The organism is Marinobacter sp. S6332 (genome assembly GCF_023016045.1).
Classification (GTDB): Bacteria; Pseudomonadota; Gammaproteobacteria; order Pseudomonadales; family Oleiphilaceae; genus Marinobacter.
In genome coordinates this window covers 143324-169919 of the sequence record NZ_JALKAP010000001.1, presented here as the reverse complement: position 1 = coordinate 169919, position 26596 = coordinate 143324, and the positions used below count along the sequence as shown (strand labels likewise).

Genomic DNA, 26596 nt, shown 5'->3' with positions numbered 1-26596 from the left:
AGGCTTACCAGGTGGTTGCGTCTGGGTAGGCGCGAGGCAGGAACTGCATCACGGCCAGAATGTGCCCCAGATGTTCGGTGTGCTCACCAGTCTTTCCGCCCATGTACATCCAGGCATCTTCCTCACCGACAGCCAGAGTGGCTTGTGCTGCAACTTCACGCACCATGCCAAACCAATCTTGCTTCAGCTGCTGAGGGTCTGGGCCTATACCCGCCTCGAACATGGCATGGTCGATGTCATCCGGAGTTATCAGCTCGCCTGTGAAACGCCAAAGAAGGTTGAACGCATCCTGAATACGGCGGTGGCTTTCTTCAGTGCCGTCGCCCATACGCTTTACCCACTCTGAAGAGCGACGCAGGTGGTAGGTTGCTTCTTTAACAGCTTTGGCCGCAATGGTGGCAATGCGCTCGTCTTTTGAGTTCGACAAGGCTTTCAGCGTGAAGTAGTGCCATACGTCGAAGAAAAACTGACGTGCCATGGTGACCGCGTAATCGTCATTTGGCTGCTCAACCATCAGCAGGTTGCGGTAGTCGTGGGCATCCCGCAAAAACACCAGCTTGTCGGCATCGCGGCCGTCGTCAATTAATTCGGCGGCGTACTCGTACCAGTTGCGCGCTTGGCCGATCAAGTCGAGAGCTACGTTTGACGATGCCAACTCTTCTTCCAGAGCCGGCGCCTTGCCGACCAACTCGCTCAGGCGCTGTGCCAAAATCATTCCGGAATCTGCCATTCGCAGCAGGTATTCCTGTAAAGCTTCTTGCTGTGTCATGGGTTGCTCCTCACATGTGTCCGACTTCGTCAGGCAGCTTATAGAACGAAGCGTGCCGATAAACCTTGTCTTCAGAAGGATCGAACAACGCTTCCTTCTCGTCGGAAGCGGAGGCCGTAATGGTGGCTGAGGGCACGACCCAAATGCTGACCCCTTCGCTACGACGGGTGTAAAGCTCGCGGGCATTTTCCATGGCCATTTCATTGTCTGCAGCGTGCACGCTACCCACATGCTTGTGGTTGAGGCCGTGCTTGCTACGTACGAATACTTCGTAAAGGACCCATTCAGACATTGTTATTACTCCTGTTTACGCGGCTTTGGCTGCGCGTTGTTTTTGTTTTGCGGCGTAGGCAACGGCTGCTTCCCGTACCCAGGCACCCTCATCAATAGCTTTGCGGCGTGTGGAAATCCGCTCGTGGTTGCAAGGGCCGTTGCCCTTCAGCACGTCGTAAAACTCTTTCCAGTTGATCTCGCCGAAATCGTAGTGGCCACGCTCTTCGTTCCACTTCAGGTCGGGATCCGGCACGGTGCAACCGAGGAACTCGAGCTGTGGAATGGTTTGGTCAATGAACATCTGGCGCAGTTCGTCGTTACTCTTGCGCTTGATCTTCCAGACCATGGACTGCTGGGAATTCGGAGACTCGTCATCGTGCGGGCCGAACATCATCAGCGCTGGCCACCAAAGGCGGTTAATGGCGTCCTGCACCATATCCTTCTGCTCTTGGGTACCCTCACGCATCATATCCAACAAGATCTGGTAGCCCTGACGCTGGTGGAAGCTCTCTTCCTTACAGATGCGCACCATAGCGCGGGAGTAGGGGCCGTAGGACGTACGCTGCAAAACCACCTGATTTACGATAGCTGCGCCGTCAACCAACCAGCCTACTGCACCCATGTCAGCCCAGTTCAGAGTGGGATAGTTAAAGATGCTGGAATACTTGGCTTTGCCGTCGTGCAACTTCTGAATTTCTTCATCACGATCTGCGCCCAGAGTTTCCATGGCGCTGTACAGGTAAAGGCCGTGGCCTGCTTCGTCTTGAATCTTGGCCATTAGCTGGAGCTTGCGCTTGAGTGTAGGTGCGCGGGTTACCCAGTTGCCTTCTGGCAGCATGCCAACAATTTCTGAGTGGGCGTGCTGGGAGATCTGGCGAACCAGAGTTTTGCGATAAGCGTCTGGCATCCAGTTTTTGGCTTCAATTTTTGTTTCAGCGTCTATCTTTTCCTGAAAGTCCCTTTCTTCGGGAGACATCTCTTCCAGGGTCTTGAGGCGCTTGGTGCCGGTATCAACCATTTGTGCGTACATAGTTCTCTCTCCGAATATCACTTATATGGCCTGCTGGAAATGGCCAGCAGCGCTTGCGACAGAACGCAGGCATTGAATTCATACTATATGATACTGAATAAATATCAAGGCAGATTATTGTGTATCATGTTGGCCGTATTAGACTTTGGTGGATAACATAACCTTCTGAAAATAATGCCTTTTTATTTATCTATTAATGATTGCTTTCGCTTTCTTATTTCGGTAAGTAAAAAACAATAACCGGGATTGATCGCGTCAGCCCCGGCTAAGGTGATCAGTCCTTGCGGCGATCGAACACATGGTTCGCTTTGCCCTCTGAGCGGCTCAGAGTACCTGCGTCAAACACCTCAACAGTGGTGCTTATGCCAATGTAAGATTTGATGTGATGGCCAAGTTCCTTGGCTGCGTTTTCCTTAATATTTTCGCCTTCTGCACCTGCTTTCAGCTCAACCCGCACATCCACGCAGTCCAGATTGCCTTTTTTGTAAACCACAATTTCGTAGTGGGGCGCCAGAGCGCGGCATTTCAGTACCTGCTCTTCAATCTGAGTGGGGAATACGTTAACGCCACGGATGATCAGCATGTCGTCGCTGCGGCCGGTAATCTTGTCGATTCGGCGCATGGGGCGTGCGGTGCCGGGCAGCAGGCGCGTGAGATCGCGGGTGCGGTAACGCAATACCGGCATAGCGACTTTCGTTAGGGAGGTGAACACCAGTTCACCGTATTCACCGTCGGGCAATACTTCGCCGGTATCGGGATTGATGATTTCGGGGTAAAAGTGATCTTCCCAGATGGTTGGGCCATCTTTGGTTTCTAAACACTCCATGCCAACGCCGGGGCCCATCACTTCAGAAAGCCCGTAGATATCCAGTGCCTGAATGCCCAAGCGGTCTTCCAGCTCTGTGCGCATTTCGTTGGTCCACGGCTCGGCGCCGAAAATCCCCAAACGTAGAGGAAGTTTTCTCGGGTCGATACCTTGCCGGTCCAGTTCGTCTGCAATGTTCAGCATGTAGGACGGTGTAACCATGATGATGTCTGGCTCAAAATCCTGGATCAGCTGAACCTGCTTCTCGGTTTGCCCTCCCGACATGGGAATAACGGTACAGCCCAGACGTTCAGCACCGTAATGGGCTCCCAGACCGCCGGTAAACAGGCCGTAGCCGTAGGCCACGTGGATTTTGTCCCCGGCACTGCCACCACCGGCACGAATGGAGCGGGCAACGATGTCGGCCCAGGTTTCTATGTCACTTTGGGTGTAGCCAACAACGGTTGGCTTGCCGGTGGTGCCGCTGGAAGCATGTACCCGCACGACTTTTTTCATGGGCACTGCAAACATATTGAACGGGTAGTTATCCCGGAGGTCGTTTTTACCGGTAAACGGAATCTTGGCAATATCTTCCAGAGTGTTTATATCCATTGGCTTTAGGCCGATGGCGTCAAAAGCGTTCCGGTAGTGGGGCACATTGGTATAGGCGTGCCAAACACTCCAGCGCAGACGCTGAAGTTGCTCGTGGCGGAGTTCGTCCACACTAGCGGTTTCCATCCGGTCCAGCTTTCCGAGTTTTTGCATGGGTAGATTCATTGTTAATACCTGTCTTGTTCTTGTTGCCCCGACTTGGCGCCGGGCCACCTAAAGTTCATTGTTTTAGGCCCGTAGCCGGGGCCAGTGCAGTCACGCAGCGCTGTCTACGCGCTCGATAATCAGTGCAATACCCTGACCCACACCGATGCACATGGTGCAAAGTGCGTAACGGGCACTCTGGCCCTGTTGGTGGCGGCGCTCCAGCTCATTCAGTGCGGTGGTTACAAGGCGTGCGCCACTCATACCCAGTGGGTGGCCCAGAGAAATAGCGCCGCCGTTCGGGTTTACATGTTCGGCGTCGTCGGGCAAACCAAGATCGCGCAGTACGGCCAGCGCCTGTGCGGCAAAGGCTTCGTTAAGCTCGATAACATCCATATCTGCCAGCTCAAGGCCTGCCGTTTTCAGCACTTTGCGGGTAGCCGGTGCTGGGCCCATGCCCATAATGCGTGGTTCAACACCGGCCGTGGCCATGGCAACGACCCGGGCGCGGGGTTTGAGGTTGTGTTGTTTTAGGGCATCACCGCTGGCTAGCAGAAGCGCGCAGGCACCGTCGTTTACACCAGAGGCGTTGCCAGCGGTTACGCTGCCATCTGCACGGAAAGGTGTGCCTAAGCTAGCCAGTTTTTCCAAGGTGGTTTCACGGGGGTGCTCGTCGGTATCCACAACAAGGGGATCTTGCTTGCGGCGGGGTACGCTCACCGGAACGATTTCGTTGTCAAAGTGTCCGGCTTTCTGGGCTGCGGCTGTGCGTTGCTGGCTGCGCAGGGCGAAGGCGTCCTGATCTTCCCGGGAAATATTAAAGTCAGCCGCTACGTTCTCGGCAGTTTCGGGCATGGAGTCAATGCCGTACTGCTTTTTAAGCACTGGATTCACAAAACGCCAGCCGATGGTGGTGTCGAACATCTCGGCTTTGCGGCTGAAGGCAGAGTCTGCCTTGCCCATTACAAATGGCGCTCGGGACATGGACTCCACACCGCCGGCCAGCATCAGGCCAGCTTCGCCGGTGCGCAGAGCGCGAGCGGCACTGCCAACGGCATCCATCCCGGAACCGCATAGGCGGTTGAGAGTGCAGCCGGGAACGTCAATTGGTAGGCCCGCCAAGAGGAGAGACATGCGCGCAACATCGCGGTTGTCTTCACCGGCTTGGTTGGCACAGCCGTAGAGCACATCGTCGATTGCCGACCAGTCCAAGCCGCTGTGGCGCTCCATTAGTGCCTTCATGGGAATCGCGCCCAGATCGTCGGCGCGTACTGCAGCCAAAGCGCCGCCGTAGCGCCCGATGGGGGTGCGAACCGCGTCAACTATATAGGCATCTTGCAAGCGTTTTTCGTTACTCATTAATCATTCTCCGACTGGATAACTTCGCCGCGCACCTGATAGGACTTCCCGCGAAACAGGGCGACTACATGGCCGTTCTGGTTGGTGACAGTAATGTCGTATACACCGGTGCGGTTGCCACGGGACTGCTCGACCGCGTTGGCGGTGAGCATGTCACCCTCACGGGCCCCGAGCATGTACTCAATGGAGCAACCGGATGCCACGGTGGCTTTGTTGTAGCTGTTGCAGGCAAAGGCAAACGCGGAATCCGCCAAGGTGAATAGGTAGCCGCCATGGCAGGAACCGTGGCCCTGAATCATGATGCTGGTAACTGGCATGGTCACCGTGGCTTTGCCCGGAGCTACGTGGGTAATTTTCATGCCGAGGTTGCGGCTAGCCTGGTCTCGCTCGTACATGGATTCGGCGCAGTCCTGAGCTAGTTTTTGTGCATCGGGTGCGTGATGTTCGTTGCTCATGAGTAGAACCCCTTTTCAGCGAACCGGTTTTCCCTCAACAGCAACGCGGGGCGATAGCGGTCTTCGCCATAGCTTTGCTGGAGGTGTGTCAGCACGGTGTGCAGAAGGCTGGAGCCAAGGTTGTCGCTCCAGCGCAGCGGGCCTTCCGGGTAATTGAGGCCGGCTTTCATCGCAAGATCTATATCGCTTACAGACGCCACTCCATGCAGAGCGGCATCGGCGGCTTCGTTGGCCAGAGTTGCAAGGGTGCGCATGATCACCAAAGCCGGGCGGTCGGCGATTTGGCTCACGGCAATACCCGCCTTTTGCAATAGGGCGCAGGCGTCGGCAGTTGCTTCCGGTGTCGCCTGATCTGCAGCAGCGATCGCAAGGCGGCTGGCCTTGGCGTAGTCAAACGCAAGATCCACCAAAATCAGGTTGTTGCAGGCTTCTGCCGCAGCGCGCTCTGTTGCCATGCGGCCGTCGGTCAGCGCCAGAACTGCTTCGCCAAACCGCAAGCGGCCGGGGCCGTCCCGCTCGATGATTGTGAGACCGCTTTCACTCAGGCGTGTTACCAATGCGGCCAGTGGGCCGGAGCTGCCTTCAACAATGAGCGTGTCTGCATCGCTGCTTGCGGCTTCAACGGTTGCTGGCTCCGGCTTTTGAGAGCCTTCCGCATAGCTGTAAAAACCCTGTCCGTTCTTGCGGCCCAAACGACCTGCTTCCACCAGCTCTTTCTGCACCAGTGAAGGTAAAAAGCGGGTGTCCTGATAGTAGGAATTGAACACCGAGGAGGTTACCGCGTAGTTCACATCGTGGCCGATAAGGTCGGTCAGCTCGAAAGCCCCCATACGAAAGCCTCCGGCTTCGCGCACGATGGCGTCCAGAGTTGCGCTGTCCGTCGCCTGCTCTTGTAACAGACGCAGGCTTTCTGCGTAGAAAGGCCGTGCTACCCGGTTAACAATAAAGCCGGGGGTAGAAGTTGCGGTTACCGGTTTTTTGCCCCACTGAGCTGCTGTTGCGTAAACGCACTGTGCAACCTCGTCGCTGGTGGCCAGACCTTTGATAACCTCTACCAGAGCCATCAACGGCGCCGGATTGAAGAAGTGCATGCCCACCAAGCGCTCAGGGTGCTCCATGTTGGCACCCAAGGCGGTTACGGATATGGAGGATGTGTTGGTGGCCAGAATGGCGTTATTGCTACAGACCCCTTCAAGGTCTGCCAGTAGGCTACGCTTGATGTCGAGATCTTCAATAATAGCTTCAATCACCAAACCCGCCTCGGCCAACTCACTGAGCTTTTCGATCGGCTGAATGCGAGCCAGAAGCGCATCCAGCGCCTGCTGATCCATTTTTCCTCTATCGACTCTACGCTGCAGTTGTTTGGCGATACTCTGGCGTCCGGATTCTGCGGCACCAGCGCGCTGGTCGAGTAAAAAAACCTGATGGCCGGCTTGCGCTGCTACCTGAGCAATGCCAGACCCCATAGCGCCAGCGCCGATAACCGCAATGGGCGTGTTGGTAGTAATTGGCTGCATGGTTTATTGTCCCTTGAACTCGGGCGTACGCTTTTCCATGAAGGCGGCAACACCCTCACGGTAGTCGTCTGTGCGCCCTGCCTCGCGTTGAAGATCCCTTTCCAGCAACACCTGCTCTTCAAAACTGTTGTCTGTGCTGGCGTGCAAGGCGCGCTTGATCATCGCCAGGCCTTTGGTGGGCTGGGATGCGAAGTGGCGTGCCAGCTTCATGGCTTCATCTTGGAGTGCGTCGTCTTCCACGCACTGCCAAATCATGCCCCACTGTTCTGCTTTCTCGGCGCTGAGTTTGTCTCCCAGCATGGCCAAACCTTTTGCTCTGGCCATTCCTACTGCGCGTGGGAGTGTCCATGTGCCGCCGGAGTCTGGAATTAGGCCAATCTTGCAAAATGCCTGCACAAAGTTTGCGGAGCGGGCAGCCAGTGTGATGTCGCAGGCGAGGGCAATGTTTGCGCCTGCACCGGCTGCCACGCCGTTCACGGCACAGATAACCGGCATGGGCAGGTCCCGAATGGCTTGCAGCATCGGGTTGTAGTAAGTCTCAATGGAGTACCCCAAGTCCGGCGCCTCGGCACCGGGTTTAACATTACGATCTGACAGATCCTGTCCCGCACAAAAGCCGCGACCATTCCCGGTAAGCAACATGACCCGCACACTGTGGTCGTTACGAATGGTTTTCAGCGCCGCGCGCATTTGCTCATGCATTTCAACGTTGAAGCTGTTTAGGCTTTTAGGGCGGTTCAGGGTTACTTTGGCAATTCCCTGATCGATATCGAGAAGTACACTCTGCTCTGTCATGGAGGAGTCCTTGTTGTAGCAGTGAAACCCGTTTTGATCGCTTCGGGCGGGTGTTTAAACCAGACAACTTACCGCCTTTACCCGGTCTGTCCGGGGGCAGTATCTGTGGTGTAGCGGTTCCGGCATTGCGTTGTTCTAAGGATTTGTCGGTATGGCCTGACAGTTATCAAGGCGGCTGCCGCAGGGCGGTGATCCGCCTTATTGATTTAAGGAAAGAGTATAGGTTCGAATTGATACCGGTCAAGAATCTAAAATCGAATTTTTGTATCACGTTGTGGGTGATATAAGCTTTGGTTGTGTAGGGTTATGATTTCAAAGGTTATTTTATTTGTTAGCCTTTAGTCTTAGAAAGCCTTGAAAAGGTCTATAACCTACACCACCACTGTGTAAGCTACGCATTGTTTATTCTGATACAAAAAATGTAGCTCAGAATTCCAAAAATAAACACGTTATAAGGAGGCTTTATGCCTTGCTACCGGATTGATGGCGTAACGCCAGTGGTTCACCCCACGGCTTACATACACCCTACAGCCGTGCTTATTGGAGATGTGCATGTGGGCCCCGATTGCTATGTAGGCCCTTGTGCGTCTTTGCGCGGAGATTTTGGCCGAATTGTGATGGAGCAAGGGGCGAACCTTCAGGACACCTGTGTAGTGCATGCATTTCCCGGGCGTGATGCCATAATCCGACGCAACGGGCACATTGGGCACGGCGCCGTGTTGCATGGCTGCGTGATCGAAGAAGACGCCATGGTAGGAATGAACGCGGTTGTTATGGATGAAGCCGTCATTGCGGCTAAATCCATCGTGGGCGCTGCAGCATTTGTGAAAAGCGGTTTCACCTGCGAACCGGCCTCCCTGATTGTAGGCTCTCCAGCCAAAGTGCTGCGCCAGTTAAGCGATAAGGAAGTCAGTTGGAAGCAGCGGGGCACTGAGGAGTATCAAAGGCTAACCCGCCGGTGTCTGGAAAACATGCGGGAGTGCGCGCCGCTGGCTGAGGTGGACGCAGATAGGCCGAAGCTTCAGATTGGCGAGCATGATCTGAAGGGTCAGTAGGCACCCGCCTGCAGTTAGCCATCAGGCGCCTCTAGTGAGCGGGGGGATTAATAAACGTGTCGATTGGCTGTGGTGTGCCGAAGAAGTACCCCTGCAGGTACACTTGCGGGTGTCGGGAGGCCAGAAAGTCCGCATGGGCTTGGGTTTCCACGCCCTCAGCCACAACCCGGGCACCCATGGTTTCGCTAATTCGCACAACCATCTCAACGATGTTGGCGTTCATAGGCTCCTCCGGCGCTGATAGCACAAAGCTTCGGTCGATCTTAATCTCGGAAATAGGCAGTCGCTGTAAGCGAGATAGTGACGAGTAGCCCGTGCCAAAGTCATCCAATGAGAAGGTGCAGCCCAAGCTGCGGATGGCGTCCATCTTCTCTACAACTTTGTCCAGATCATCTGCAGATACACTTTCTGTCAGTTCAAGTATGAGTAAATTCGGTGGGAAGCCTGAGCCAGTTACTGCGCATTTTACTGTCTCCACAAAGTCATCCGCTGCGAAATGTTTTGCCGAGATATTCACTGCACATCGTAAACCGGGGTTTGTGCGGTGCAGTTCGCGCATCTTTTCAAGGCTTTTGCGTAAAACCCAACGTTCAATTTTGATGATTTGCCGGGAGTTCTCCGCATGCGGTATAAAAGCGGCCGGGCCGAGAAGACCACGTTCGGGGTGATCCCAACGGATCAGGATTTCAAGGCCGTAAAGAGCCCTGTCAGGCGAGAGTTGGGGTTGCGCGAACAGCACCAATTCGCCTTGCTCGAGAGCGCGGTTCAGTTCTGACTCAACCTGTAACTGATGGCGAATTTGGTCGCTCATCGAATCTTCAAAAATAGCGATTGGCCGGCTGGCTGCTTTGGCATTGCGGTGAGCGGTTTCGGCGTGTTGGAGTGCAGAAGATGGTGAGTTTGAGCTCTCAGTCGGGTATAGGGCAGCACCAACGGTAACCTCAAGGTGGAGGGTAGGGTTGTCGCCATTATGAATTGGCTCGGTCAGGCTGTTCTGTATGCGATCGTACAGGCCCAATACAACCCGATACGCATCATCAATGGACCATTGCTTAGGGGCCAGAACAATACCGAACTCGTCGCCAGATAGTCTGGCTATGGAGTCGTCTGTGAACAAAGCGCTACGTAGGCGTTTGGCGAACTCTCTGATCACCAGATCGCCACATTTAAAACCGAAGGTTTCGTTGATATAGCGAAAGTTATTGATATCTACGACGAGGACCGCGGTAGAAACACTGCCGCGAGTACAGAACTTCAGAACGGTACCGAGTTGATTCAGGAATAAGGCGCGGTTTGACAGGCCCGTAACCGGATCCCGCCACTTCAGTTCTTCCAGTCGCTGCTCTGTCTCCTTTACGCTGGATATGTCATTAAATACGACAGCGTAGTGCGTAACCTCGTTGTTGGTTGAGCGAATTGTGTTGATGGTTCGAAGCTCCGGGTAGAGCTCTCCGGACTTGCGACGGCTATGAAGCTCACCAGACCAGTGGTCGTGCTCCGTCAGATACTTGCGGATTCTATCCAGGCTCAGTTGCGTATCAATATCTTTACTTAGACTCGCGTAGCTTTTATTGAGCACGTCTTCTTCCGAATACCCCGTAATGCGGTTAAACGCAGAGTTCACGGCGATGATGGTGCCGGTAGCGTCCAGAAGGATAATGCCTTCCGAGGTTGCCATGAAAACTCTTTCGAAGAGGTTGTTGTCAGGCTGTCCGGAGTTGTCGAGCTTTTCAAACTGTTCTTTTAGTTCTTTGTTGAGGGCCGTGATGTGATCAAGCATGCCACTGAGGGAAATGTGCGTGCGCACCCGGGCCCTCACGGCAGGTAAGCGGATCGGCTTGTGAATATAGTCAACAGCTCCAGCTTTGTATCCCTTCTCTTCTGATCTCGAGTCGCTCAGGGCTGTGATGAATATAACCGGTATATGCTGCAAATCGCGTCTGGCTTTCAGGTCGCGACACATTTGAAGCCCATCTGTGCCAGGCATCATTATGTCCAGCAGAATCAGGTGGGGTTTATCGCCTTGCTCAAGAATGCCCATGGCTTCCGCAGCGCTGGACGCGACCACCAGATCATAATCCTGGCTGAGGGCATCTGTAAGCACGCGTATGTTGGTTGGCTCATCGTCAACGATCAGGATCTTGGGATTGTCGCTTAGCCTGAACATTTCTGATCCATCTGGCGCGTTTAACTTAAAGTAAGGGTCTGACACAGTTGCGCCCTCCATCTTCCTTGGCCTCATAAAGACTCCTGTCTGCGGCTTCGACCAATTCGGTGGCATTTGAAAAAGATGACGGCTGAATGGCCGAGCAACCTACGGATATGGTGAAAGGGGTGCAGTTTTTAGCACGTTTTGGGCAGTCCTCACATTCTGCCCGAATGGACTCGATCAGGTTGTTTGCCGCTAACACAGTGCTTTGTATATCGGCCCCAGGTATAAGTGCGACAAACTCGTCACCTCCAAGGCGCGCAACTACCTCGCCAGCCCGTGCGAAGCTGGTATTCATGGTGCCTGCAAGCTTTTGCAGGCACAAATCGCCTTGGGCGTGACCATGCTGATCATTGATCTGCTTAAAATGGTCCAGATCAACCAGCACAAGCCCAAGGCTGTTGTTCTGGCGCCAGGCTCGTCGCCACTCCAGATCAAGGTGCTGCTTGAACAAGCGCCTGTTGCCAATCCCGGTTAATGGGTCAATAAGTGCTGCTTCGGCCAACATGTCGGTTTTGCGTTTAAGGTCTATAAACGTCGACACTTTGGCGCTTAGTATTGTTTTGTTGAATGGCTTCAGCACATAGTCTGTTGCGCCATGCCGAAAAGCTTCCTCAATATCCTGAGGGCTGTCAGATGCGGAAATGCAAATAACAGGCACATAGGCATACTGTTCGGAAGCCCTGAGCTCGGTCAAAAAATCCAGCCCGGAACCGTCAGGTAGGTACAAATCGAGGAGTATGATGTCGATTTCATCAGATAAGAGTTCGTGTGCCTCAGTCAGGCTCTGGCTGATGATCAGTTCGCAGCTATCGCCCAGAATGCCAACGAGGCTGGCAATGCCTACGGGTTCATCCTCTACGATCAGCACCGTGGGTACTCTGTTTATACTCATCAGGCTAATCGCCCCGGGAGTCAGATTTGATTTTCAACAGCAAATCGGTGGCCTCGCTAAACTTGTAGGTTTCAAGTGCCCGGCACAGGCGGGACGCTAAGGCCGTTTCGCCATTCTCTCGCAGAAATTCCAGCACCTGATCAATATCACTGTCACTGGCAATACGGTTGCCACTCAGTCGCTGCATCATCCGCTCAATGATCTGGTTCACCGGGTCGCTCATCTTGTTATCGGCCAACGTCGGGGATTCTGCAGTGCTGGTTATTTCATAAAGCTGCTGAACATGCTCCACCAGAGTTGCAAGAAGTACTTCTGGGCCGGGTACTGAGTGGCCTGATTCGGCGGCCTTTTCAACCTTATCAGCAACCCTCGCCAGCTCTGTATCGGCGATATTGGCAGCAGCCCCTTTTACCTTGTGAGCAATGGCCTTGGTTGCTGCCGGATCGTTTTGCTTCACGCAGTGCTCCAGGGCAGTGATCATCTCTGTGGAGCTGGCCAGAAAGCTGCGTAGGCACCGATTGAACAGGCCGGGAGTGGCTTCGAACATGGTTTGGTACGTAGAATGGGATATAAAATCGGGCAACTCAACTTCGGAAGTTTGATTCGGCGGGTTTGTTGCGTCAGCCGGAGGTGACAGTTGGTTGCTGGCTGCATGCCCTTTGAAAAAGGCTTGCAGCAACCTTTGGATGTCGCCGGGAAGAACCGGCTTGGTTAGGTAGTCGTTCATGCCCGAGCTTTGTGCACTGCTGCGATCATGTTCGGATATTGACGCGGAAAGAGCCGCTATGATCGGTTGTTTGATATCTTTGTGGCCTCGAATCTGGCGGGTAATATCCTGCCCGGTTTCTCCGTCCAGATGCAGGTCCATCAGAACAAGATCAAAGGAGCTGCTTACCAGGTGTTGTATGGCATCGGCTCCGTTGTTGACAGATTCAGACTGCACACCAAAAGAGTTCAGGTAGCTTTCGACGATCTCGCAGTTGAGCTGCACATCATCAACAATTAATACCCTGAGGTTTTGGAACAAGGGGCGTGGTGACGACGTAAGGGTATGTTCTTCCAACTGCTTTGGCGCCAGGTGCTCGAAAAGCTTGGAAGGGGTTAAAGGCTCGTAGGCGGCGCGCCCGCCTGCTTCCTGAAACTCGATCATCCAGCTATTTTTGAATCCAGCTGGCGCGACCACCAGAAGCTCCTTCATTTGATATTGCGCCGGTGCTGCCAATAGATCCTGCACAAACTCTTTGGCAGTCTCTGTTTCTACGTCCTCCATATCGACAATCACCATAGCGGGTTTGATGCTTCCTTCGGCAGGACTCTCTGCTAATACAGATTTGATCTCATTAAGAGTTGCGGCTTTCGTCAGCTGTAAAGACCAGTGTTCGCGGTAGGTTTCCAGTAGGGAAAGGTTGTGATTCATGCCGTAGTGATAAACCTGGATCGGGCTTGTCGTGTGGCGTGTGCCAATGTTTTTCACATCCTCGGCCATAACAACAGGGATTTTAAGGGTAAATTTTGACCCCTGATTTTCAGAGCTTTCCAGGGAAAGCGTGGCCCCCATAAGCTTGGCGAGATGGTTGCTGATTGCCAAGCCAAGTCCTGAGCCGCCGAATACGCGGCTGGTGGACTCATCGGCCTGACGAAAGTTCTCGAAAACCCGCTGCTGATCCACTTCTTTGATTCCAATACCGGTATCTTTTACGGTGATTTTGAGAACCCCGTGAGTCTCGTCAATGCTGCTAAATCCGATGCTCACACTCACGCTGCCTTCCTGAGTGAACTTGATGGCGTTCCCGACCAGATTGGTACATATCTGAGAGATTCGCAGGAGATCGCCGGTAACACATTTGGGCGTGGACGGTGCAATGTTCACCCGCAGTTTCAGCCCTTTGTCTTCGGCAGTGATGGCGAACAACTCAACGCTGCGTTGAACCAGGGTTTCTATTTCAAACGGCTGATAATCCAGTTCGATATGGTCTGCTTCAATTCTGGACAGGTCCAGAATGTCATTCAAAAGCTGCAACAATACCTCAGAGGCCAAAAACGCTTTGCTGACCAATCGGCGGGAGTAGTCGTTGAGGCGGGCCTCTTTCAAAAGCACCAACATGCCGATAATAGCGTTCATTGGGGTACGTATTTCGTGGCTCATGTTGGCCAAAAATGCTGTTTTTACCTTCACAGCAGACTCAGCTTCCAGCTTTTGCATATTCAACTCAGCCGTCTTCTCAATAACCTCTTGTTCGGCCCGCCGTTTGGCGTTGGAAAGCAAGAGAAAGGCCGCCAGTATGAGCCCGTTGATGATTAGACCACCCACCAGAATGGCTGCTGGCTGCCTGCTGACGTTATATTTTTCGAAAAGTTGTGTTGTCTGAACCTCAAACTGCCATTCCCGTCCATAGATATCGAGAGAGTAGGAGGTCTGGAACATGGGTGAGGTATCGTAGTTATTCTCCGCTGTTTCATTGAACTCGCTGTAAAGCTGGTGATCGCCATCACTGATCTGAAAGTGCAGCAGCCGGTTTGTATTTGCCAGAGTGCCTTCCATTAGCCGTGAAACAAGAAAAGGCGCGTACACCAGACCAAGGAAGTCAGCCTCCTTGCTATCTTGATGTTGCGCTTCCTGATTACGATAGAAGGGATGGAAAAATAGAAAACCGGGCTTCTTCTCATCGTCCTGAACCAGTGCTATAGGGCCGGTAATTTGGGTTTGGCCTGTGCGCATTGCTTTCTGAGCTGCAGTGAAACGGTTTGATTCGTGTGCCATATCAAGACCAATGGCGGCCTCGTTTCCGGCGAGAGGCTCCAGATAGGTGATGGGCCAAAAATCCGAGCCTGTGTGAGGCGGGTGAATACGAAAGCCCGGGCGCTCTTTTCGTTCTTCAGAAAGAAAGGCTTTAAGGTCACTTTCTGGCACCCTTTTGATCACACCAATGCCGCGAACGCCTGGTAATCGGTCTTGAACGGCAAGAACTTCTGCAAATTTTCGCCATTGGGTGAGCGACAGAACATTGTTGTTTGCGTGGATGGCGCCTACCCCGGATATCAAAGCAAACTCGTATTTTTGCATCCTGTCCATTAACAGTTCATTGAGTTGCTCAACCCTTTGCTCAAACTGGTCCCCGGCTCTGGCGTCGGCAATCCGTGAAGAGATCTGCCAGGCTACCACGGTGAGCAGAAAGGAAAGGCAGATGACTATCCAGTGAAGTTTGGTTATTTGAGCTACGGCGCCCCGGGTCTTTCCCATATACTGATCTATTAAATGGTGAGTTTCAGTACCAAGACTCAGGTTAGCTGAGGGTTCTGGAAAGTACCAGTAAGACAAACAGTTAGGGGAGCTGGGCGTGAGTCTGTATCGGCGTGTAATAAAAGGAAGCTTATGAGCCCTGAAGAGTGGCAGGAGGTTCTGGAAGTCATCCCGGATGTGCGTGATGGTCTCACGCGTACCGAGCGGCTGATTCTGTACCTGATCCATGAGACCCAAAAAGAGCGGAACGGGCGTAATGTGCCCACAGTGATGCTATATGGAAGGGTATTGGAATATGTGGATATGAGCGAAGCTGAACTGCATGTGTACCTCGACCGACTGGGCGTTCGAGGTGATGGCAGGTAATCGCTCCGCTATTTTTTAGTCGAGCACGTAACGCTGTCGACCGGCACCCAGCCCGGCAATGAGTGCACCCAGGGCAATCAGGCCAAGCACGCTACCGGCAACATTCCAGCTGTCGAATTGTTCGTGCAATATCCCCATCAACAAGGGGCCTATCGCAGCCATTGTGTAGCCCAGACTCTGGGCCATTCCTGAAAGCCGCGCGGCAGTTTGGGCATCTCGTGCTCTGATAGCTAGGAGGGTAAGGGCAATGCTGAAGGAGCCGCCCTGGCCCAGCCCCAGCACCGCAACCCATAGCCAAGCGCTCTCAATGGGTGCGTAAATACTGCCGCCAAGGCCAAGTGTCGTCGCAAGCATAACCAGCACAATCATAAAGCGCTGATCACGCATTTTGCTGGCAATCCAGGGCGCGGCAATGGCTGCGGGTACTTGCACCATAATGGAAATCGATAGAGCCAGCCCTGCCTGAACCGGTTCTATGCCCCGATCTTGCAGTATTGTTGGTAGCCAGCCGAATACCGTATAAGCGAGGGAGGACTGCAGACCCATGAAGAGTGCTATTTGCCAGGCCAACTTGTCCTTGAAAAGCGATTTTTGAGCGGCGGGTAACTCGGTGGGCACGTACTTGCCGCCGAGTTGTAACCACCAGACACATACCGCAACGATGGCAGGTATTGCCCAAATGGACAGAGCTGGCTGCCAGTTGCCATCAAACATCATGCGCAGTGGCTCGGTAGAGCCAGCGGCGACAGCGGCACCGGCGCACAGCATGGCGGTGTATATACCGGTCATCAGGCTAGCGGATTCGGGAAAATCCCGCTTCACGATCCCCGGGAGCAGAACACTCATAATACCAATGCAGCCACCGGCCACCGCGGTGCCCAGAAACAAACCGCTCACCCCAAAATAGGGGCGTGCAACTATGGCCAGCCCCAGAATAATGAGAAACAGTAACACCGAGCGCTCCATTCCTAGCTTACGTGCTGCACGGGGCGCAATGGGTGCGGCTAGGCCCAGCAGCAATACAGGGAGGGTTGTGAGCACGCCCTGGCCGACAGACGACAATGGCAACTGATCGCCAATCGTCTTCAAAATCGGCCCAACGCTGGTCAGTGCCGGGCGCAAGTTAAGGGCGACCAGCATCATTCCTGCGAACATCATTATGGTGCTCTGGGTTTGCCGGGTAGGGATGCGGTTACTCACGGGGGTTGGCTCCAGCCGATTTAAGGCTCGTCTGAATTTGGAGATGCCATGGTAGCTGAGGAAGGCCACAATGGCATCCACCGCTGTCAGCTTGGTGACTTTGTCACTGTGCTTTTTGTAAGGCTCATTTAGCCTTGTTGATAGAGCTTGGAGACCTTGGCGGCATATCAGGCCATGGTCCTCTGGCAATGCGTATTGAATTCGCATTCCGCTGGCAGATTTTTGAGGTAGATATGAAACAGCTGAATTTTCAGGAAAAGTATCCCATTACTGTTTTAGATGTTAAGAAGTCTGAAACGCAATACACGTCTGCGGAGCACATCGCGGACTACTTTAAAACCTGCATAGAAGAGACGCCTAAGGTGTCTTATATCACTACCTTTGACCACCTGTCTCATAGCAGGGAAATTGGAGGAGATGTCGCTCCTGATATTCAGGCCGCGATAAATGTGGTGTTCTGCTTCGGGCGCAAGCTTCCGAACCCCTATGTACTTGCGGTTAGGCCCCGTTCAATTGGCATTGCTGATATGGGTGATCGCTTTGTTGTGAGTTTTATGGATGCCCCGCAGGCACCCGCCAACGAAGCCATGCGTGCCTGGGTACTAGCACTCCGTAATAGTTAATAACCTGAGATTGGTGGGAGGAAGGCGTATGTGGCCACTATTGTTCTGGATGCAGAAGCATCTGGTTTGGAGTATTCCGCTTGCCATGATTGCTGGCTTTATTGCAGGGCAAATCACAGATCCGGATCCGTTGCGCATGGCCATACTTCCGCTGACCTTTTTAATGGTTTACCCCATGATGGTCACCATGAACCTACGCCAGTTGTTGCAACCCGGGGGCGGCAAACTGATGTGGGTAACCCAGTTGCTCAACTTTGTTCTGGTTCCTGCCATAGGATATGGCGCAGGCTTGCTCTTCTTCCCGGATGAGCCCTTCGCCAGGCTGGCGCTTCTCTTAACGTCGTTGCTTCCAACCTCCGGCATGACCATATCCTGGACAGGCTTCGCCAAAGGCAACGTACCTGCAGCGGTGAGGATGACTGTGGTGGGTCTGATTGCAGGGTCCTTGCTTGCGCCGCTTTACCTTAAGGGTTTATTAGGAGCGGTCATTGAAATTCCGGTTTCGCAGGTATTTGTGCAGATCGCGTTAATTGTTTTTCTGCCGCTGGTATTGGGTTATGCAACTCAGCGTATGCTTATCTCAAAACACGGCCAGGACAGTTTTCAGAAAAATATCAAACCAAAATTCCCGCCGTTTTCAACGCTTGGAGTTCTCGGAGTAGTGTTTGTGTCCATGGCGCTGAAGTCGCAGGACATTCTGAATAATCCTGAATCGCTGCTGGCGTACCTGGTACCTCTGATACTTATTTACGCGCTGAACTTCGTTATCAGTACTCTCGTTGGAAAGGCGCTGTTCCCACGGGGTGATTCGATTGCGCTGGTGTACGGCACGGTCATGCGGAACCTATCCATAGCTCTTGCTATTGCCATGGGTGTATTTGGCGAGGAGGGTGCGGATGCCGCATTGTTGATTGCACTGGCATACATTGTTCAGGTGCAGGCGGCAGCTTGGTATGTGAAATTCACTGACCGCCTTTTTGGTGCACCTGAGTGATGGCTCAGAAGAATACTCCCGGTAGCCAGGTGGCGATTTCGGGGAACACCATAATGATACCTATGGCGATGATCTCGATGATTACAAACGGAATCACAGAGGTATAGATGTCTTTCATGGTGATGTTCGGTGGTACCACGCCCTTCAAATAGAAGAGGTTGAAGCCGAACGGTGGTGTCTTGTAGCCAATTTCCATGTTGATCACGAAAAGAATGCCGAACCAGATTGGGTCGAAGCCAAGGGATTTCACGATTGGCATGAATACCGGCAAAGTGATCAGCATGATGCCAACCGGGTCAAGCACCATGGCCAGGAAGAATATGATCACCATCATCGCAATAATGATGCCCCAGGGGCCTCCGGGGATATACTGCATCATGCCTTCGATGAGTTCCTGCGCACCCATGCTCTGATACGCCGCGCTGAAAGCGTGGGCGGCAAACAGAATCCACATGATCATACCCGTGAGCTTGAACGTGCGGATAGCCGCTTCGTGCAAAATGCTCCACTTGAGCTGGCGATACACGGCAGCTGAAATTAGCGAGCCAAGAACACCCATGGCAGCAGCTTCAGTCGGCGTAGTTATGCCGCCAATGATGGAGCCCAGCACCATGAACACAACGCCAATGGGCAGTAGAACGGCTCTCAATGCCCGCAATTTTTCAGGCCAGGTACCACGTTCCTCCGGCGGCAGTGCAGGCGCCAGATGCGGCTGAAGGGTAGAGCGTACAAGGATGTAAATAACGGTCATAACCATCAGCAGAACGCCAGGCATGATACCGGCAGCAAACATTTGGCCTACGGACACACCGGTAATCAGGGCGTAGAGAATCATCAATATGCTGGGTGGTATCAGAATGCCCCAGCCGCCGCCTGTGTTGATGACCCCCAACGCCATCTTGCGGTCATAGCCGCGCTCCAGCATGGAGGGCAGTGCGATGGTGCCCATGGCGACCACTGCTGCGCCGCTGATGCCGACCATTGCCGCAAATACTGCACAAATAACCAAAGTTCCTATGGCCAGACCGCCACGAAGGCCGCCGAACCACAAATGCATCATCCGGTACAGGTCTCGCGCAACACCGGTTCGTTCCAGCACCATGGCCATGAAGACAAATAGCGGTATGGCAACCAGTGTAAAACTGCCCATGGTGCCCCAGATCTGCGAGGCCACCATATAGAAGGAATCAAATCCCCAAGTGAAATATAGAAAGATCACCGAAACACCGCCGAGAACAAACGCCAGCGGTAAGCCCAGTATCAGGAAGAACAGCAACGAGCCGAAAAACAGCAGGGTCAGGATTTCAATACTCACGACTGCTCTCCTTCGGTAGTGTTCTGATCGGGGCGGTAATAGTCCAGATTGAAGGCAATGGCGATGTCTTCAAGTAGTTTGGCCAAGCCCTGAAGTACCAAAAGCCCTGTACCGACAGGAATGGCTAGCTTTACTGGCCAGATTGGGGGATTCCAGGCGGAGTAAGAGGATTCCCAACTTGATATGGACTCGTTCGCCATATCGATGCCGAACCACAGCAAGGCTAGGGTGAAAATAAAAAATATCAGCGAAGTGAAGATGTCCATGGCTGCCCGTTTGCGGGGGGGCAGTTGTGAGTGCAGAAGATCGACATTGACATGCCCCCGGTGAGCCATGATGTAGCCTCCGGACATGACTGCATAAACGCCAAACAGCATCTGGGTAAGTTCGTTGGTCCAGACCGTGGGCGCGTTCAGCAGGTAACGGAATCCTACCTCCAGTAGCAGGAACGCGAACATGGCGAAAACGAGCAAGGCGATCCAGCGTCCGACAAAATCATTAAGACGGGTAACCCCGCTTATGAATGCGGTCAGCACACTCATGGCATTCTCCGGAAGGATGTTGGGTTGCTTCGGGGATGAAAAGGCCGGGCGCCAAAGGCGCCAGCCTTTATCAATTAGCTAATCTCTCAGCTTAGAGGTAGCCGAGTTCCTTCAGGTAATCTTTAAGCATAGTCAGCGCCTTCTTGGCATTTGCGCTGCGCTCGCCTTCCTCGTTCCACATTGCCTGTGCTGCCTTAACCAGCTTGTCCTGAACCTCATCGGGCATAACGTTTACCTGCACGCCCTGTTCAGCGATGACCTTAGCCAAAGTTATGCGCTCTTTGTAAAGGTATTCGTTGGTACGAACCCAAAATTGCTCATCAAGAGCATCTTTGACGATTTGCTGCATGTCTTCCGGCAACTTTTTTAGTGCCTTCATGCTGACAATGATGACGTCTGTGCCTGCAATGTTCAGGGCGGGTTGCACGTGGTACTTGGCCACTTCATACAGAGCCATGCTGGCAGCGCCCTGAGCAGCACCCCAATGGGCGCCGTCAACAATGCCAGAGTCCAGAGCCGAGTATAGCTCGCTACCCGGAATGTAAGATGCGGCAGCACCCGCTTCGGTCAAGAATTTTTGCAGAGCGCCAGAGGAGCGGATTTTCAGGCGGGTAAAATCTTCCCAACTATTGATTGGCTTTTTAATCACCATCTCGGTGGGGTACACCTTGTCGGTCGCCCAGTAAACACCGTGTTCCGCAGCTTCGTCACGAAGCATCTGCTCAAAGCCCATGCCCTGATGAAAATAAGTGGCTTCCCAGACATTACGGAACGCAAAAGGTAAGCCGGAAGCAATGCCAGCGAGTGAAATCTTATCCTGAGCGTAGCCCGGAGAGATTGTACCCATTTCGAGAATGCCGCGACTTACGGCATTGAATGTTTCCTGAGCCTTGAAAAGCGCGCCCGCTTCATAAAGCTTGAGTTTAAGACGTCCGTCGGTGCGCTCGTCCAGAACACGTTGCAGTCTTACCAGACTGTCTGTGTAGGAGCTGCTGGCACCCGGCCAGTGGGACTGTACTTTCCATGTGTAGGTTTCCTGTGCGGCTGCAGGTGCAGCGGCCAGAGCGGCGGAAACCCCTAGGGTAAGGGCTGACGCGTAAACGGTCAGAGTTTTGCGTGCATTGGCGAAGAGATTCATGACGTGCCTCGTTCGTTGTTGTAATGATATTTGTTGTTGTTTCACTGTGCAGAACTGGCGACTGCAGGGTGAACTATTGTTTAGTGAATCTATCACAAGAGCTGGCTTTTGCAATAGGATGTTTTAGGCGTATACAGCAGAATCTTTTTAAAAGGATAGTTCAATGATCGATAGTCAGCAGTCTCAGGGTGTGCTCCAGCTAGTCATTAATCGAACTGAGAAGAAAAATGCCCTTACGCGAGATATGTATCAGCAGCTCAGTAATGCGGTGAGTCTTGCAAATGAGGACGAGACAGTAATTGCCATTGTTATCTCTGGCGCTGGCGGTGTGTTTACTGCCGGAAACGATTTGGATGACTTTCGAGCTCGCGCTACGGACGAGAACCCTAAGCCGTCTGCCGGGCTAGCGTTTATTGAGGCGCTGATGAATTGTGATACGCCGGTCATAGTTGCCGTTGAAGGTCTGGCAGTCGGGATTGGAACCACGTTGTTATTGCATGTGGATGTTGTCGTGGCGGCAGAAAGCGCAAAATTCAAAACAGCCTTTGTGGATCTCGGACTTGTGCCCGAGGCTGGCTCGACAGTGACCATGCCTTTGCACCTGGGAGGGCGCAAAGCCACCGATCTTTTATTGTTGGGTGAGGTGATCAGCGGCAGCGATGCAAGAGACTGTGGGCTGGCAAGCCGCCTTGTGAGTGATGGGCAGGCCGTGTCTGAAGCCTTGAGAATTGCCAGAAGCTTAGCAAGCAAGCCGCGTGAGGCACTGCGGGCCAGCAAGCGACTGCTCCGGGCGCCTTGGCGAGAGCAGGTAGAGCAAGCTCTGGAGCGGGAGAGAGCGGTGTTTACTCAGCGGCTGCGCTCCGAAGACTGCCGGGCCGCACTCGACAAGTTGGCCCGGCGCTGAGCGGAATTAGCGTGCAGTATCCTGCCAGTAGGGCTCACGCAGCTCCCGTTTGAGAATTTTTCCGATGGTGGAGCGGGGCAGCTCTGTTCGGAATTCGATCGCAGAGATGCGCTGGCTCCTGCCCAGTTTTTCGTTGGCCCATTCGAGTATTTCTGGCCCGGAATCTTTGAGTCCGGGCTTGAGTACAACCAGCCCTAACGGTGTTTCACCCCACTGATCGCTGGGAACACCGATAACCGCTGCATCATCCACCGCAGGGTGAGCCAGCAGCGCCTTTTCAAGATCCACGGCGTAAATGTTGAATCCGCCGGAAATAATCATGTCTTTACGGCGATCGAGTATATGAATGAAGCCATCTTTATCGATTCGCCCCATGTCTCCGCTGCGGTAAAACACATCACCCTCTGGGCTTTCCCAAACGATTTCCTCGGTCTGCTCTGGCCGGTTCACATAGCCTCGCATCATTGAAATAGCCCGACCAACGAGCTCTCCGATTTCGCCTTTTGGCAATTCGTGGCCCTCTTCGTTGATTACGCGCACTTCCGCGCCCTCCGTCGGAACGCCTACAGAATTCCACTTGTCCGGGTAGGCTGCACAGTCAAGGCTGGTGGAAATACCGCCTTCAGTAAGGCCGTAAAGCTCTCGTATATTACCGGGCCAGCGGGCCATGGCATCGGCTATTACCTCTGGCCTCAAGGGTGCGCTGGTGCAAAGTTTTAACTTGAAGCTGGAGAGATCAAAGCGATCGAACTCGGTGTCAGCCAGAATTCTCTGGTATTGCACCGGCACTAACATCGCATGGGTCACCTGGTGCGCTTCTGCCAGCTCCAGAAACCGGCGAGCGTCGAACTTCGCCATAATCACCAGAGTGCCGCCATGGAATAGTGTGGGTAACACCGAAACAAGTGTGGTGTTGGAGTAAAGCGGCGTTGAGACCAGATTAACGGCATCGGCATCCAGCCCGAAGCGGCTCATGCGTACCATCTGTCTTTGCCTGAACCGGTAGTCATGAAGTATGCCTTTTGGCGTGCCGGTGGTGCCAGAGCTGTAAATGATGTTGAAGGCATCATTTATGGTTACATCCGCCGGTGCGGCTTCGGTTGACGTATTGCCAAGCCAGCTTGTAAGTGGCTCTCCAATACCGTCGCCATTTTCATCCAGAGCAATAATGCGATCGGCTGACAACGCCTTTAGCTCGGGTGGGACGCCATGAAGCAGATCCCGATTTGTTTGCGATACGAATAGGAATTGCGCGCTGCAATCTGACAGCATCAATCCCAGTGATTCGGCGCTGGCCATGCCTGATAGCGGAACCATACAGCCGCCTGCCGTGAGCACGCCAAGATACAAGGCAATATAGTCCGCACTGTTCTCCGATAACGCAGCAACAGAATCGCCGGTCTGCAGACCTGCCTCTCTCAGTCGGTTTGCAATCTGGTTTGTCCTCTCCAGAAACGCCCGCCAACCCACAGTGCCTTGCTCAGTGATCAATGCTGGATGGTTGGCACGGGTGGATGTGAACGATTGTATCCGGTGGCCAATGGCCTCCATGGGCTCATTGTCGGTTATGGGGGCATACACCGGCATTTTTCTCAGGTTACTTTTCATTTTTGTGCCTTATGCTGCTATGGTGTTTTGACTAGTGAAATTTACTTCCGATTATATTGACTCAAAAGCGGAAGGCATGACAAATTAATGCGAGAGCAAAACCGTTAGCGCAATAATAAAATCAGAGTCACGAAGGGGCAGCGGAATGGAGCGTTTTGAGAATCGGGTAGCACTTGTTACCGGTGCTGGCAGTGGTATAGGGCGCGCAACTGCTTTGAGGCTGGCCCGCGAAGGTGCCCGAGTCGTCATGGCGGATACGTCCGAATCGGGTCTGGTGGAAACCGGGAACCAGATGCCAGAAAGTGCTGAGCACCGCAGGCGCATCGTCAACGTTGCCGATGAAACTCAGGTAAAGGATCTGGTAAGCGAGACGATCAAGGCTTTCGGGAAAATTGACATTTTGTGCAACATCGCAGGTATTGCTAGTACAGGGAAGGGTCATCCGCCGGTCACTGAAAACGAGTTCGACGAATGGGACAGCGTGCTGTCCGTGAATCTCATTGGCACCATGTTGCTCATAAAGCATGTTGCACCTCACATGCAGGCTCGCAAACTCGGTTCCATTATTAATACAGCGTCGGTTGCCGGTATCCGTTCCGGCGCAGGAGGCAACGCTTACAGCGCCTCCAAGGCTGGCGTGATAAACCTCACCATGACCGCTGCGTGTGATCTTGGTGCCGACAATGTTCGCGTGAACGCCGTTTGCCCGGGTCTGGTCGAGACCGGCATGACAAAACCGATATTTGATTATGCCCGCGCTCATGAAAAAGCCCACAAACTGGGCGCTCGCTGCGAACTCCGCCGCTACGGCGACCCGGAAGAAATTGCGGCGGCCATTCTGTTTTTTGCCAGTGATGATGCCAGCTATATCACCGGGCAGGCGCTGCCTGTGGATGGTGGCAACACGGCCTCTTTAAACCTGCCGGGAATGAAAGTGTAATGAGTAAGCACGAGCTTCCTTCTGTTGATCGAACCTATGTTGATGGCACGGAGTTGCCGGGCTTCCACAACTTGCTGGGCTACCGTCAGGCCAGCTGGGAAGAAAATGAAGCGGTTATTGAACTCGAGTTGCAACCCCGGCACCTGAATCTGGGTGGAGTCATTCACGGTGGCGTGCTTACCTCGCTACTTGATATTGCCATGGCTCAGGCTGGCACACATTGCCCCTTCCCGGGGCGGATGCGTAAAGCCATTACCTTGTCTCTGACTACGACGTTCACCGGCCAATGCTCCAGCGGCACCATTCGGGTGACCGGGCGGAAGCGTGCTGGGGGAACCCGGATTTTCAACAGCACCGGCGAAGTCCTTGACGACCAAGGCAACCTGCTCGCCATTGCCGAGGGCACATTCCGAATCCGGTCTGGCAGTGACAAGCCGGAAGGCGTCCCAATCTGATTTTCAGTCTACAAAACAAAAACCCGATCGGCTGTGAAGGCTGGTCAATGAGTCTGTATCAAAGAGGAATAAGCTATGTTTGAGTTATCAGATAGAGTGAAAAAGCTGCAGGCGCAGTTGACTGAGTTCATGGATGCTCATATTTACCCCAACGAACATAAGCATCATGAGCAGATAGAAAAGGCAGAGAACCGCTGGGCGCCGGTTCCGATCATCGAGGAGCTGAAGGCAAAGGCGAAGGCTCAGGGTCTCTGGAACCTGTTCCTGCCTGAGAGCGATCTGGGGGCCGGGCTGACCAACTTTGAATACGCCCACCTTTGCGAAATTATGGGCCGTTCTGAAATGGCTCCGGAGGTATTCAACTGCTCCGCGCCGGACACCGGCAATATGGAAACCATTGCCCGATACGGTAATGAAGAGCAGCAGGAGCAGTGGCTGAAGCCCTTGCTGGCGGGTGAAATCCGTTCCTGTTTTTCTATGACCGAGCCGGATGTGGCTTCTTCAGATGCGACCAATATTGCTTGTGAAATTCGTCGCGAAGGCGATGAGTATGTGATCAATGGCAAAAAATGGTGGTCCTCTGGTGCCATGACGACGTCGGCAAAAATTGCCATCGTGATGGGAAAAACCGATCCGGCGGCGCCTAAGCATCAGCAGCAATCCATGATTCTGGTACCTCTGGATGCGCCCGGTGTAAAACTGATTCGCCCCTTAACTGTGTTTGGTTACGATCACGCACCCCATGGCCACGCAGAAGTGCATTATGAAAATGTGCGGGTTCCTGCTAGCAATATTTTGCTGGGTGAGGGGCGTGGCTTTGAAATTGCTCAGGGTCGCCTTGGGCCTGGTCGTATTCACCATTGCATGCGCACTATTGGTGTTGCTGAGCGAGCGCTGGAATTGATGTGCAAGCGTGCCAATGAGCGCGAGGCATTTGGCAAGCCTCTGTCTAGCTTTGACTCTATCCGTAAGGATATTGCCCGCAGTCGTATTGAAATCGAGCAGGCGCGACTGCTGACGCTGAAGGCTGCGCATATGATGGATACCGTAGGTAATAAGGTAGCCCGTCAGGAGATTGCCATGATTAAGGTGATTGCTCCGAGCATGGCTTTGAAGGTGCTTGATCGCGCTATTCAGGTGCATGGCGGTGCAGGTGTGAGTCAGGACACTTTCCTTGCGTCAGCTTGGGCGAAGGTTCGGACATTGCGTTTGGCCGATGGCCCGGATGAGGTACATCTGGATTCTGTGGCCAAGATTGAATTGCGCCAGTACCGGTAATCAGACCGAAACCTTTGAGGAGGCGCGAGCGGGAAGAGCGTTCAGGGGCACGCTGTGAATACGTCCCTGTACGC

24 protein-coding genes are annotated in these 26596 nt (G+C 53.4%); 8 read left to right on the top strand and 16 right to left on the bottom strand.

The window, feature by feature from the left end:
* Window positions 1–4: 4 nt before the first annotated feature.
* The 8 genes from paaC to paaG form a co-directional block, all read right to left on the bottom strand.
* Window positions 5–769, bottom strand: coding sequence for a 1,2-phenylacetyl-CoA epoxidase subunit PaaC (gene paaC, locus MWU62_RS00805; protein WP_247112972.1), 765 nt, complete (start codon window positions 767–769; stop codon window positions 5–7).
* A gap of 10 nt (window positions 770–779) precedes the next feature.
* Window positions 780–1061 carry a 1,2-phenylacetyl-CoA epoxidase subunit PaaB gene (gene paaB, locus MWU62_RS00800; RefSeq protein WP_200363108.1) on the bottom strand — a complete coding sequence of 94 codons (282 nt, stop codon included), beginning with the start codon at window positions 1059–1061 and terminating at the stop codon, window positions 780–782.
* A gap of 15 nt (window positions 1062–1076) precedes the next feature.
* Window positions 1077–2072, bottom strand: coding sequence for a 1,2-phenylacetyl-CoA epoxidase subunit PaaA (paaA, locus tag MWU62_RS00795; protein ID WP_247112971.1), 996 nt, complete (start codon window positions 2070–2072; stop codon window positions 1077–1079).
* A gap of 274 nt (window positions 2073–2346) precedes the next feature.
* The gene (gene paaK, locus MWU62_RS00790; protein WP_247112970.1) at window positions 2347–3654 is read right to left on the bottom strand and encodes a phenylacetate--CoA ligase PaaK; all 1308 of its coding nucleotides are present in this window, start codon (window positions 3652–3654) and stop codon (window positions 2347–2349) included.
* Window positions 3655–3744: 90 nt separating this feature from the next.
* A complete protein-coding gene (gene pcaF / locus MWU62_RS00785; RefSeq protein WP_281494724.1) occupies window positions 3745–4992 on the bottom strand; it encodes a 3-oxoadipyl-CoA thiolase in 1248 nt (415 codons plus the stop codon).
* Window positions 4992–5447, bottom strand: a complete 456-nt coding sequence (gene paaI, locus MWU62_RS00780) for a hydroxyphenylacetyl-CoA thioesterase PaaI (protein WP_247112969.1) — start codon at window positions 5445–5447, stop codon at window positions 4992–4994. The genes pcaF and paaI overlap by 1 nt, the downstream gene beginning before the upstream one ends.
* Window positions 5444–6964 (bottom strand): 3-hydroxyacyl-CoA dehydrogenase PaaH, encoded by a 1521-nt coding sequence (paaH, locus tag MWU62_RS00775; protein ID WP_247112968.1) that lies wholly within the window; start codon window positions 6962–6964, stop codon window positions 5444–5446. Before paaH ends, paaI begins: the two co-directional genes overlap by 4 nt.
* A gap of 3 nt (window positions 6965–6967) precedes the next feature.
* Window positions 6968–7759 carry a 2-(1,2-epoxy-1,2-dihydrophenyl)acetyl-CoA isomerase PaaG gene (gene paaG, locus MWU62_RS00770; protein WP_247112967.1) on the bottom strand — a complete coding sequence of 264 codons (792 nt, stop codon included), beginning with the start codon at window positions 7757–7759 and terminating at the stop codon, window positions 6968–6970.
* Between the two features lie 464 nt (window positions 7760–8223).
* Between paaG and MWU62_RS00765 the strand changes: the two genes are divergently transcribed.
* The gene (locus MWU62_RS00765) at window positions 8224–8814 is read left to right on the top strand and encodes a phenylacetic acid degradation protein PaaY (RefSeq protein WP_247112966.1); all 591 of its coding nucleotides are present in this window, start codon (window positions 8224–8226) and stop codon (window positions 8812–8814) included.
* A gap of 31 nt (window positions 8815–8845) precedes the next feature.
* On the opposite strand, the gene MWU62_RS00760 is transcribed toward MWU62_RS00765, so the two are convergent.
* Genes MWU62_RS00760 through MWU62_RS00750 form a run of 3 tightly spaced genes read right to left on the bottom strand, consistent with a single transcriptional unit; the run spans window position 8846 to window position 15159 of the window.
* A complete protein-coding gene (locus tag MWU62_RS00760) occupies window positions 8846–11056 on the bottom strand; it encodes an EAL domain-containing protein (protein ID WP_247112965.1) in 2211 nt (736 codons plus the stop codon).
* The gene (locus tag MWU62_RS00755) at window positions 11007–11918 is read right to left on the bottom strand and encodes a diguanylate cyclase (RefSeq protein WP_247112964.1); all 912 of its coding nucleotides are present in this window, start codon (window positions 11916–11918) and stop codon (window positions 11007–11009) included. Before MWU62_RS00755 ends, MWU62_RS00760 begins: the two co-directional genes overlap by 50 nt.
* 4 nt (window positions 11919–11922) lie before the next feature.
* Window positions 11923–15159 carry a CHASE domain-containing protein gene (locus MWU62_RS00750; protein ID WP_247112963.1) on the bottom strand — a complete coding sequence of 1079 codons (3237 nt, stop codon included), beginning with the start codon at window positions 15157–15159 and terminating at the stop codon, window positions 11923–11925.
* A gap of 132 nt (window positions 15160–15291) precedes the next feature.
* Between MWU62_RS00750 and MWU62_RS00745 the strand changes: the two genes are divergently transcribed.
* Complete coding sequence (locus MWU62_RS00745) at window positions 15292–15525, top strand: hypothetical protein (RefSeq protein WP_247112962.1); 234 nt, start codon at window positions 15292–15294, stop codon at window positions 15523–15525.
* 15 nt (window positions 15526–15540) lie between these two features.
* On the opposite strand, the gene MWU62_RS00740 is transcribed toward MWU62_RS00745, so the two are convergent.
* Complete coding sequence (locus MWU62_RS00740; protein ID WP_247112961.1) at window positions 15541–16725, bottom strand: CynX/NimT family MFS transporter; 1185 nt, start codon at window positions 16723–16725, stop codon at window positions 15541–15543.
* A gap of 233 nt (window positions 16726–16958) precedes the next feature.
* Between MWU62_RS00740 and MWU62_RS00735 the strand changes: the two genes are divergently transcribed.
* Entirely contained in the window at window positions 16959–17348 is a 390-nt protein-coding gene (locus tag MWU62_RS00735) for a DUF6858 family protein (protein WP_247112960.1), read from the top strand.
* 28 nt (window positions 17349–17376) lie between these two features.
* Complete coding sequence (locus tag MWU62_RS00730) at window positions 17377–18342, top strand: bile acid:sodium symporter (RefSeq protein ID WP_247112959.1); 966 nt, start codon at window positions 17377–17379, stop codon at window positions 18340–18342.
* Window positions 18343–18346: 4 nt separating this feature from the next.
* Here MWU62_RS00730 and MWU62_RS00725 read toward each other — a convergent pair whose 3' ends face one another.
* The 3 genes from MWU62_RS00725 to dctP form a co-directional block, all read right to left on the bottom strand.
* On the bottom strand, window positions 18347–19657 hold the full coding sequence (locus MWU62_RS00725) for a TRAP transporter large permease subunit (protein WP_247112958.1): 1311 nt from the start codon (window positions 19655–19657) through the stop codon (window positions 18347–18349).
* On the bottom strand, window positions 19654–20199 hold the full coding sequence (locus tag MWU62_RS00720) for a TRAP transporter small permease subunit (protein ID WP_200363081.1): 546 nt from the start codon (window positions 20197–20199) through the stop codon (window positions 19654–19656). Before MWU62_RS00720 ends, MWU62_RS00725 begins: the two co-directional genes overlap by 4 nt.
* A 91-nt stretch (window positions 20200–20290) precedes the next feature.
* Window positions 20291–21337, bottom strand: a complete 1047-nt coding sequence (gene dctP / locus MWU62_RS00715; protein WP_247112957.1) for a TRAP transporter substrate-binding protein DctP — start codon at window positions 21335–21337, stop codon at window positions 20291–20293.
* A 163-nt stretch (window positions 21338–21500) separates the two neighbouring features.
* Here dctP and MWU62_RS00710 point away from each other — a divergent pair, with 163 nt between their 5' ends.
* Window positions 21501–22241, top strand: coding sequence for an enoyl-CoA hydratase-related protein (locus MWU62_RS00710; RefSeq protein ID WP_247112956.1), 741 nt, complete (start codon window positions 21501–21503; stop codon window positions 22239–22241).
* A gap of 6 nt (window positions 22242–22247) precedes the next feature.
* Here the strand turns inward: MWU62_RS00710 and MWU62_RS00705 are convergent, their stop codons facing one another.
* Window positions 22248–23849, bottom strand: a complete 1602-nt coding sequence (locus tag MWU62_RS00705) for a class I adenylate-forming enzyme family protein (RefSeq protein ID WP_247112955.1) — start codon at window positions 23847–23849, stop codon at window positions 22248–22250.
* Window positions 23850–23994: 145 nt separating this feature from the next.
* On the opposite strand from MWU62_RS00705, the gene MWU62_RS00700 reads away from it, so the two are divergent.
* The 3 genes from MWU62_RS00700 (at window position 23995) to MWU62_RS00690 (ending at window position 26522) form a co-directional block, all read left to right on the top strand.
* Window positions 23995–24789, top strand: coding sequence for an SDR family NAD(P)-dependent oxidoreductase (locus MWU62_RS00700; protein WP_247112954.1), 795 nt, complete (start codon window positions 23995–23997; stop codon window positions 24787–24789).
* The gene (locus tag MWU62_RS00695) at window positions 24789–25244 is read left to right on the top strand and encodes a PaaI family thioesterase (protein ID WP_247112953.1); all 456 of its coding nucleotides are present in this window, start codon (window positions 24789–24791) and stop codon (window positions 25242–25244) included. Before MWU62_RS00700 ends, MWU62_RS00695 begins: the two co-directional genes overlap by 1 nt.
* Before the next feature lie 75 nt (window positions 25245–25319).
* The gene (locus MWU62_RS00690) at window positions 25320–26522 is read left to right on the top strand and encodes an acyl-CoA dehydrogenase family protein (protein WP_247112952.1); all 1203 of its coding nucleotides are present in this window, start codon (window positions 25320–25322) and stop codon (window positions 26520–26522) included.
* Window positions 26523–26596 lie beyond the last annotated feature (74 nt).

Coding starts and splice junctions, on each gene's coding strand:
- paaC (WP_247112972.1), bottom strand. CDS start 769: ATGACACAGCAAGAAGCTTTACAGGAATACCTGCTGCGAATGGCAGAT.
- paaB (WP_200363108.1), bottom strand. CDS start 1,061: ATGTCTGAATGGGTCCTTTACGAAGTATTCGTACGTAGCAAGCACGGC.
- paaA (WP_247112971.1), bottom strand. CDS start 2,072: ATGTACGCACAAATGGTTGATACCGGCACCAAGCGCCTCAAGACCCTG.
- paaK (WP_247112970.1), bottom strand. CDS start 3,654: ATGAATCTACCCATGCAAAAACTCGGAAAGCTGGACCGGATGGAAACC.
- pcaF (WP_281494724.1), bottom strand. CDS start 4,992: ATGAGTAACGAAAAACGCTTGCAAGATGCCTATATAGTTGACGCGGTT.
- paaI (WP_247112969.1), bottom strand. CDS start 5,447: ATGAGCAACGAACATCACGCACCCGATGCACAAAAACTAGCTCAGGAC.
- paaH (WP_247112968.1), bottom strand. CDS start 6,964: ATGCAGCCAATTACTACCAACACGCCCATTGCGGTTATCGGCGCTGGC.
- paaG (WP_247112967.1), bottom strand. CDS start 7,759: ATGACAGAGCAGAGTGTACTTCTCGATATCGATCAGGGAATTGCCAAA.
- MWU62_RS00765 (WP_247112966.1), top strand. CDS start 8,224: ATGCCTTGCTACCGGATTGATGGCGTAACGCCAGTGGTTCACCCCACG.
- MWU62_RS00760 (WP_247112965.1), bottom strand. CDS start 11,056: ATGAGGCCAAGGAAGATGGAGGGCGCAACTGTGTCAGACCCTTACTTT.
- MWU62_RS00755 (WP_247112964.1), bottom strand. CDS start 11,918: ATGAGTATAAACAGAGTACCCACGGTGCTGATCGTAGAGGATGAACCC.
- MWU62_RS00750 (WP_247112963.1), bottom strand. CDS start 15,159: ATGGGAAAGACCCGGGGCGCCGTAGCTCAAATAACCAAACTTCACTGG.
- MWU62_RS00745 (WP_247112962.1), top strand. CDS start 15,292: ATGAGCCCTGAAGAGTGGCAGGAGGTTCTGGAAGTCATCCCGGATGTG.
- MWU62_RS00735 (WP_247112960.1), top strand. CDS start 16,959: ATGAAACAGCTGAATTTTCAGGAAAAGTATCCCATTACTGTTTTAGAT.
- MWU62_RS00730 (WP_247112959.1), top strand. CDS start 17,377: ATGTGGCCACTATTGTTCTGGATGCAGAAGCATCTGGTTTGGAGTATT.
- MWU62_RS00720 (WP_200363081.1), bottom strand. CDS start 20,199: ATGAGTGTGCTGACCGCATTCATAAGCGGGGTTACCCGTCTTAATGAT.
- dctP (WP_247112957.1), bottom strand. CDS start 21,337: ATGAATCTCTTCGCCAATGCACGCAAAACTCTGACCGTTTACGCGTCA.
- MWU62_RS00710 (WP_247112956.1), top strand. CDS start 21,501: ATGATCGATAGTCAGCAGTCTCAGGGTGTGCTCCAGCTAGTCATTAAT.
- MWU62_RS00705 (WP_247112955.1), bottom strand. CDS start 23,849: ATGAAAAGTAACCTGAGAAAAATGCCGGTGTATGCCCCCATAACCGAC.
- MWU62_RS00700 (WP_247112954.1), top strand. CDS start 23,995: ATGGAGCGTTTTGAGAATCGGGTAGCACTTGTTACCGGTGCTGGCAGT.
- MWU62_RS00695 (WP_247112953.1), top strand. CDS start 24,789: ATGAGTAAGCACGAGCTTCCTTCTGTTGATCGAACCTATGTTGATGGC.
- MWU62_RS00690 (WP_247112952.1), top strand. CDS start 25,320: ATGTTTGAGTTATCAGATAGAGTGAAAAAGCTGCAGGCGCAGTTGACT.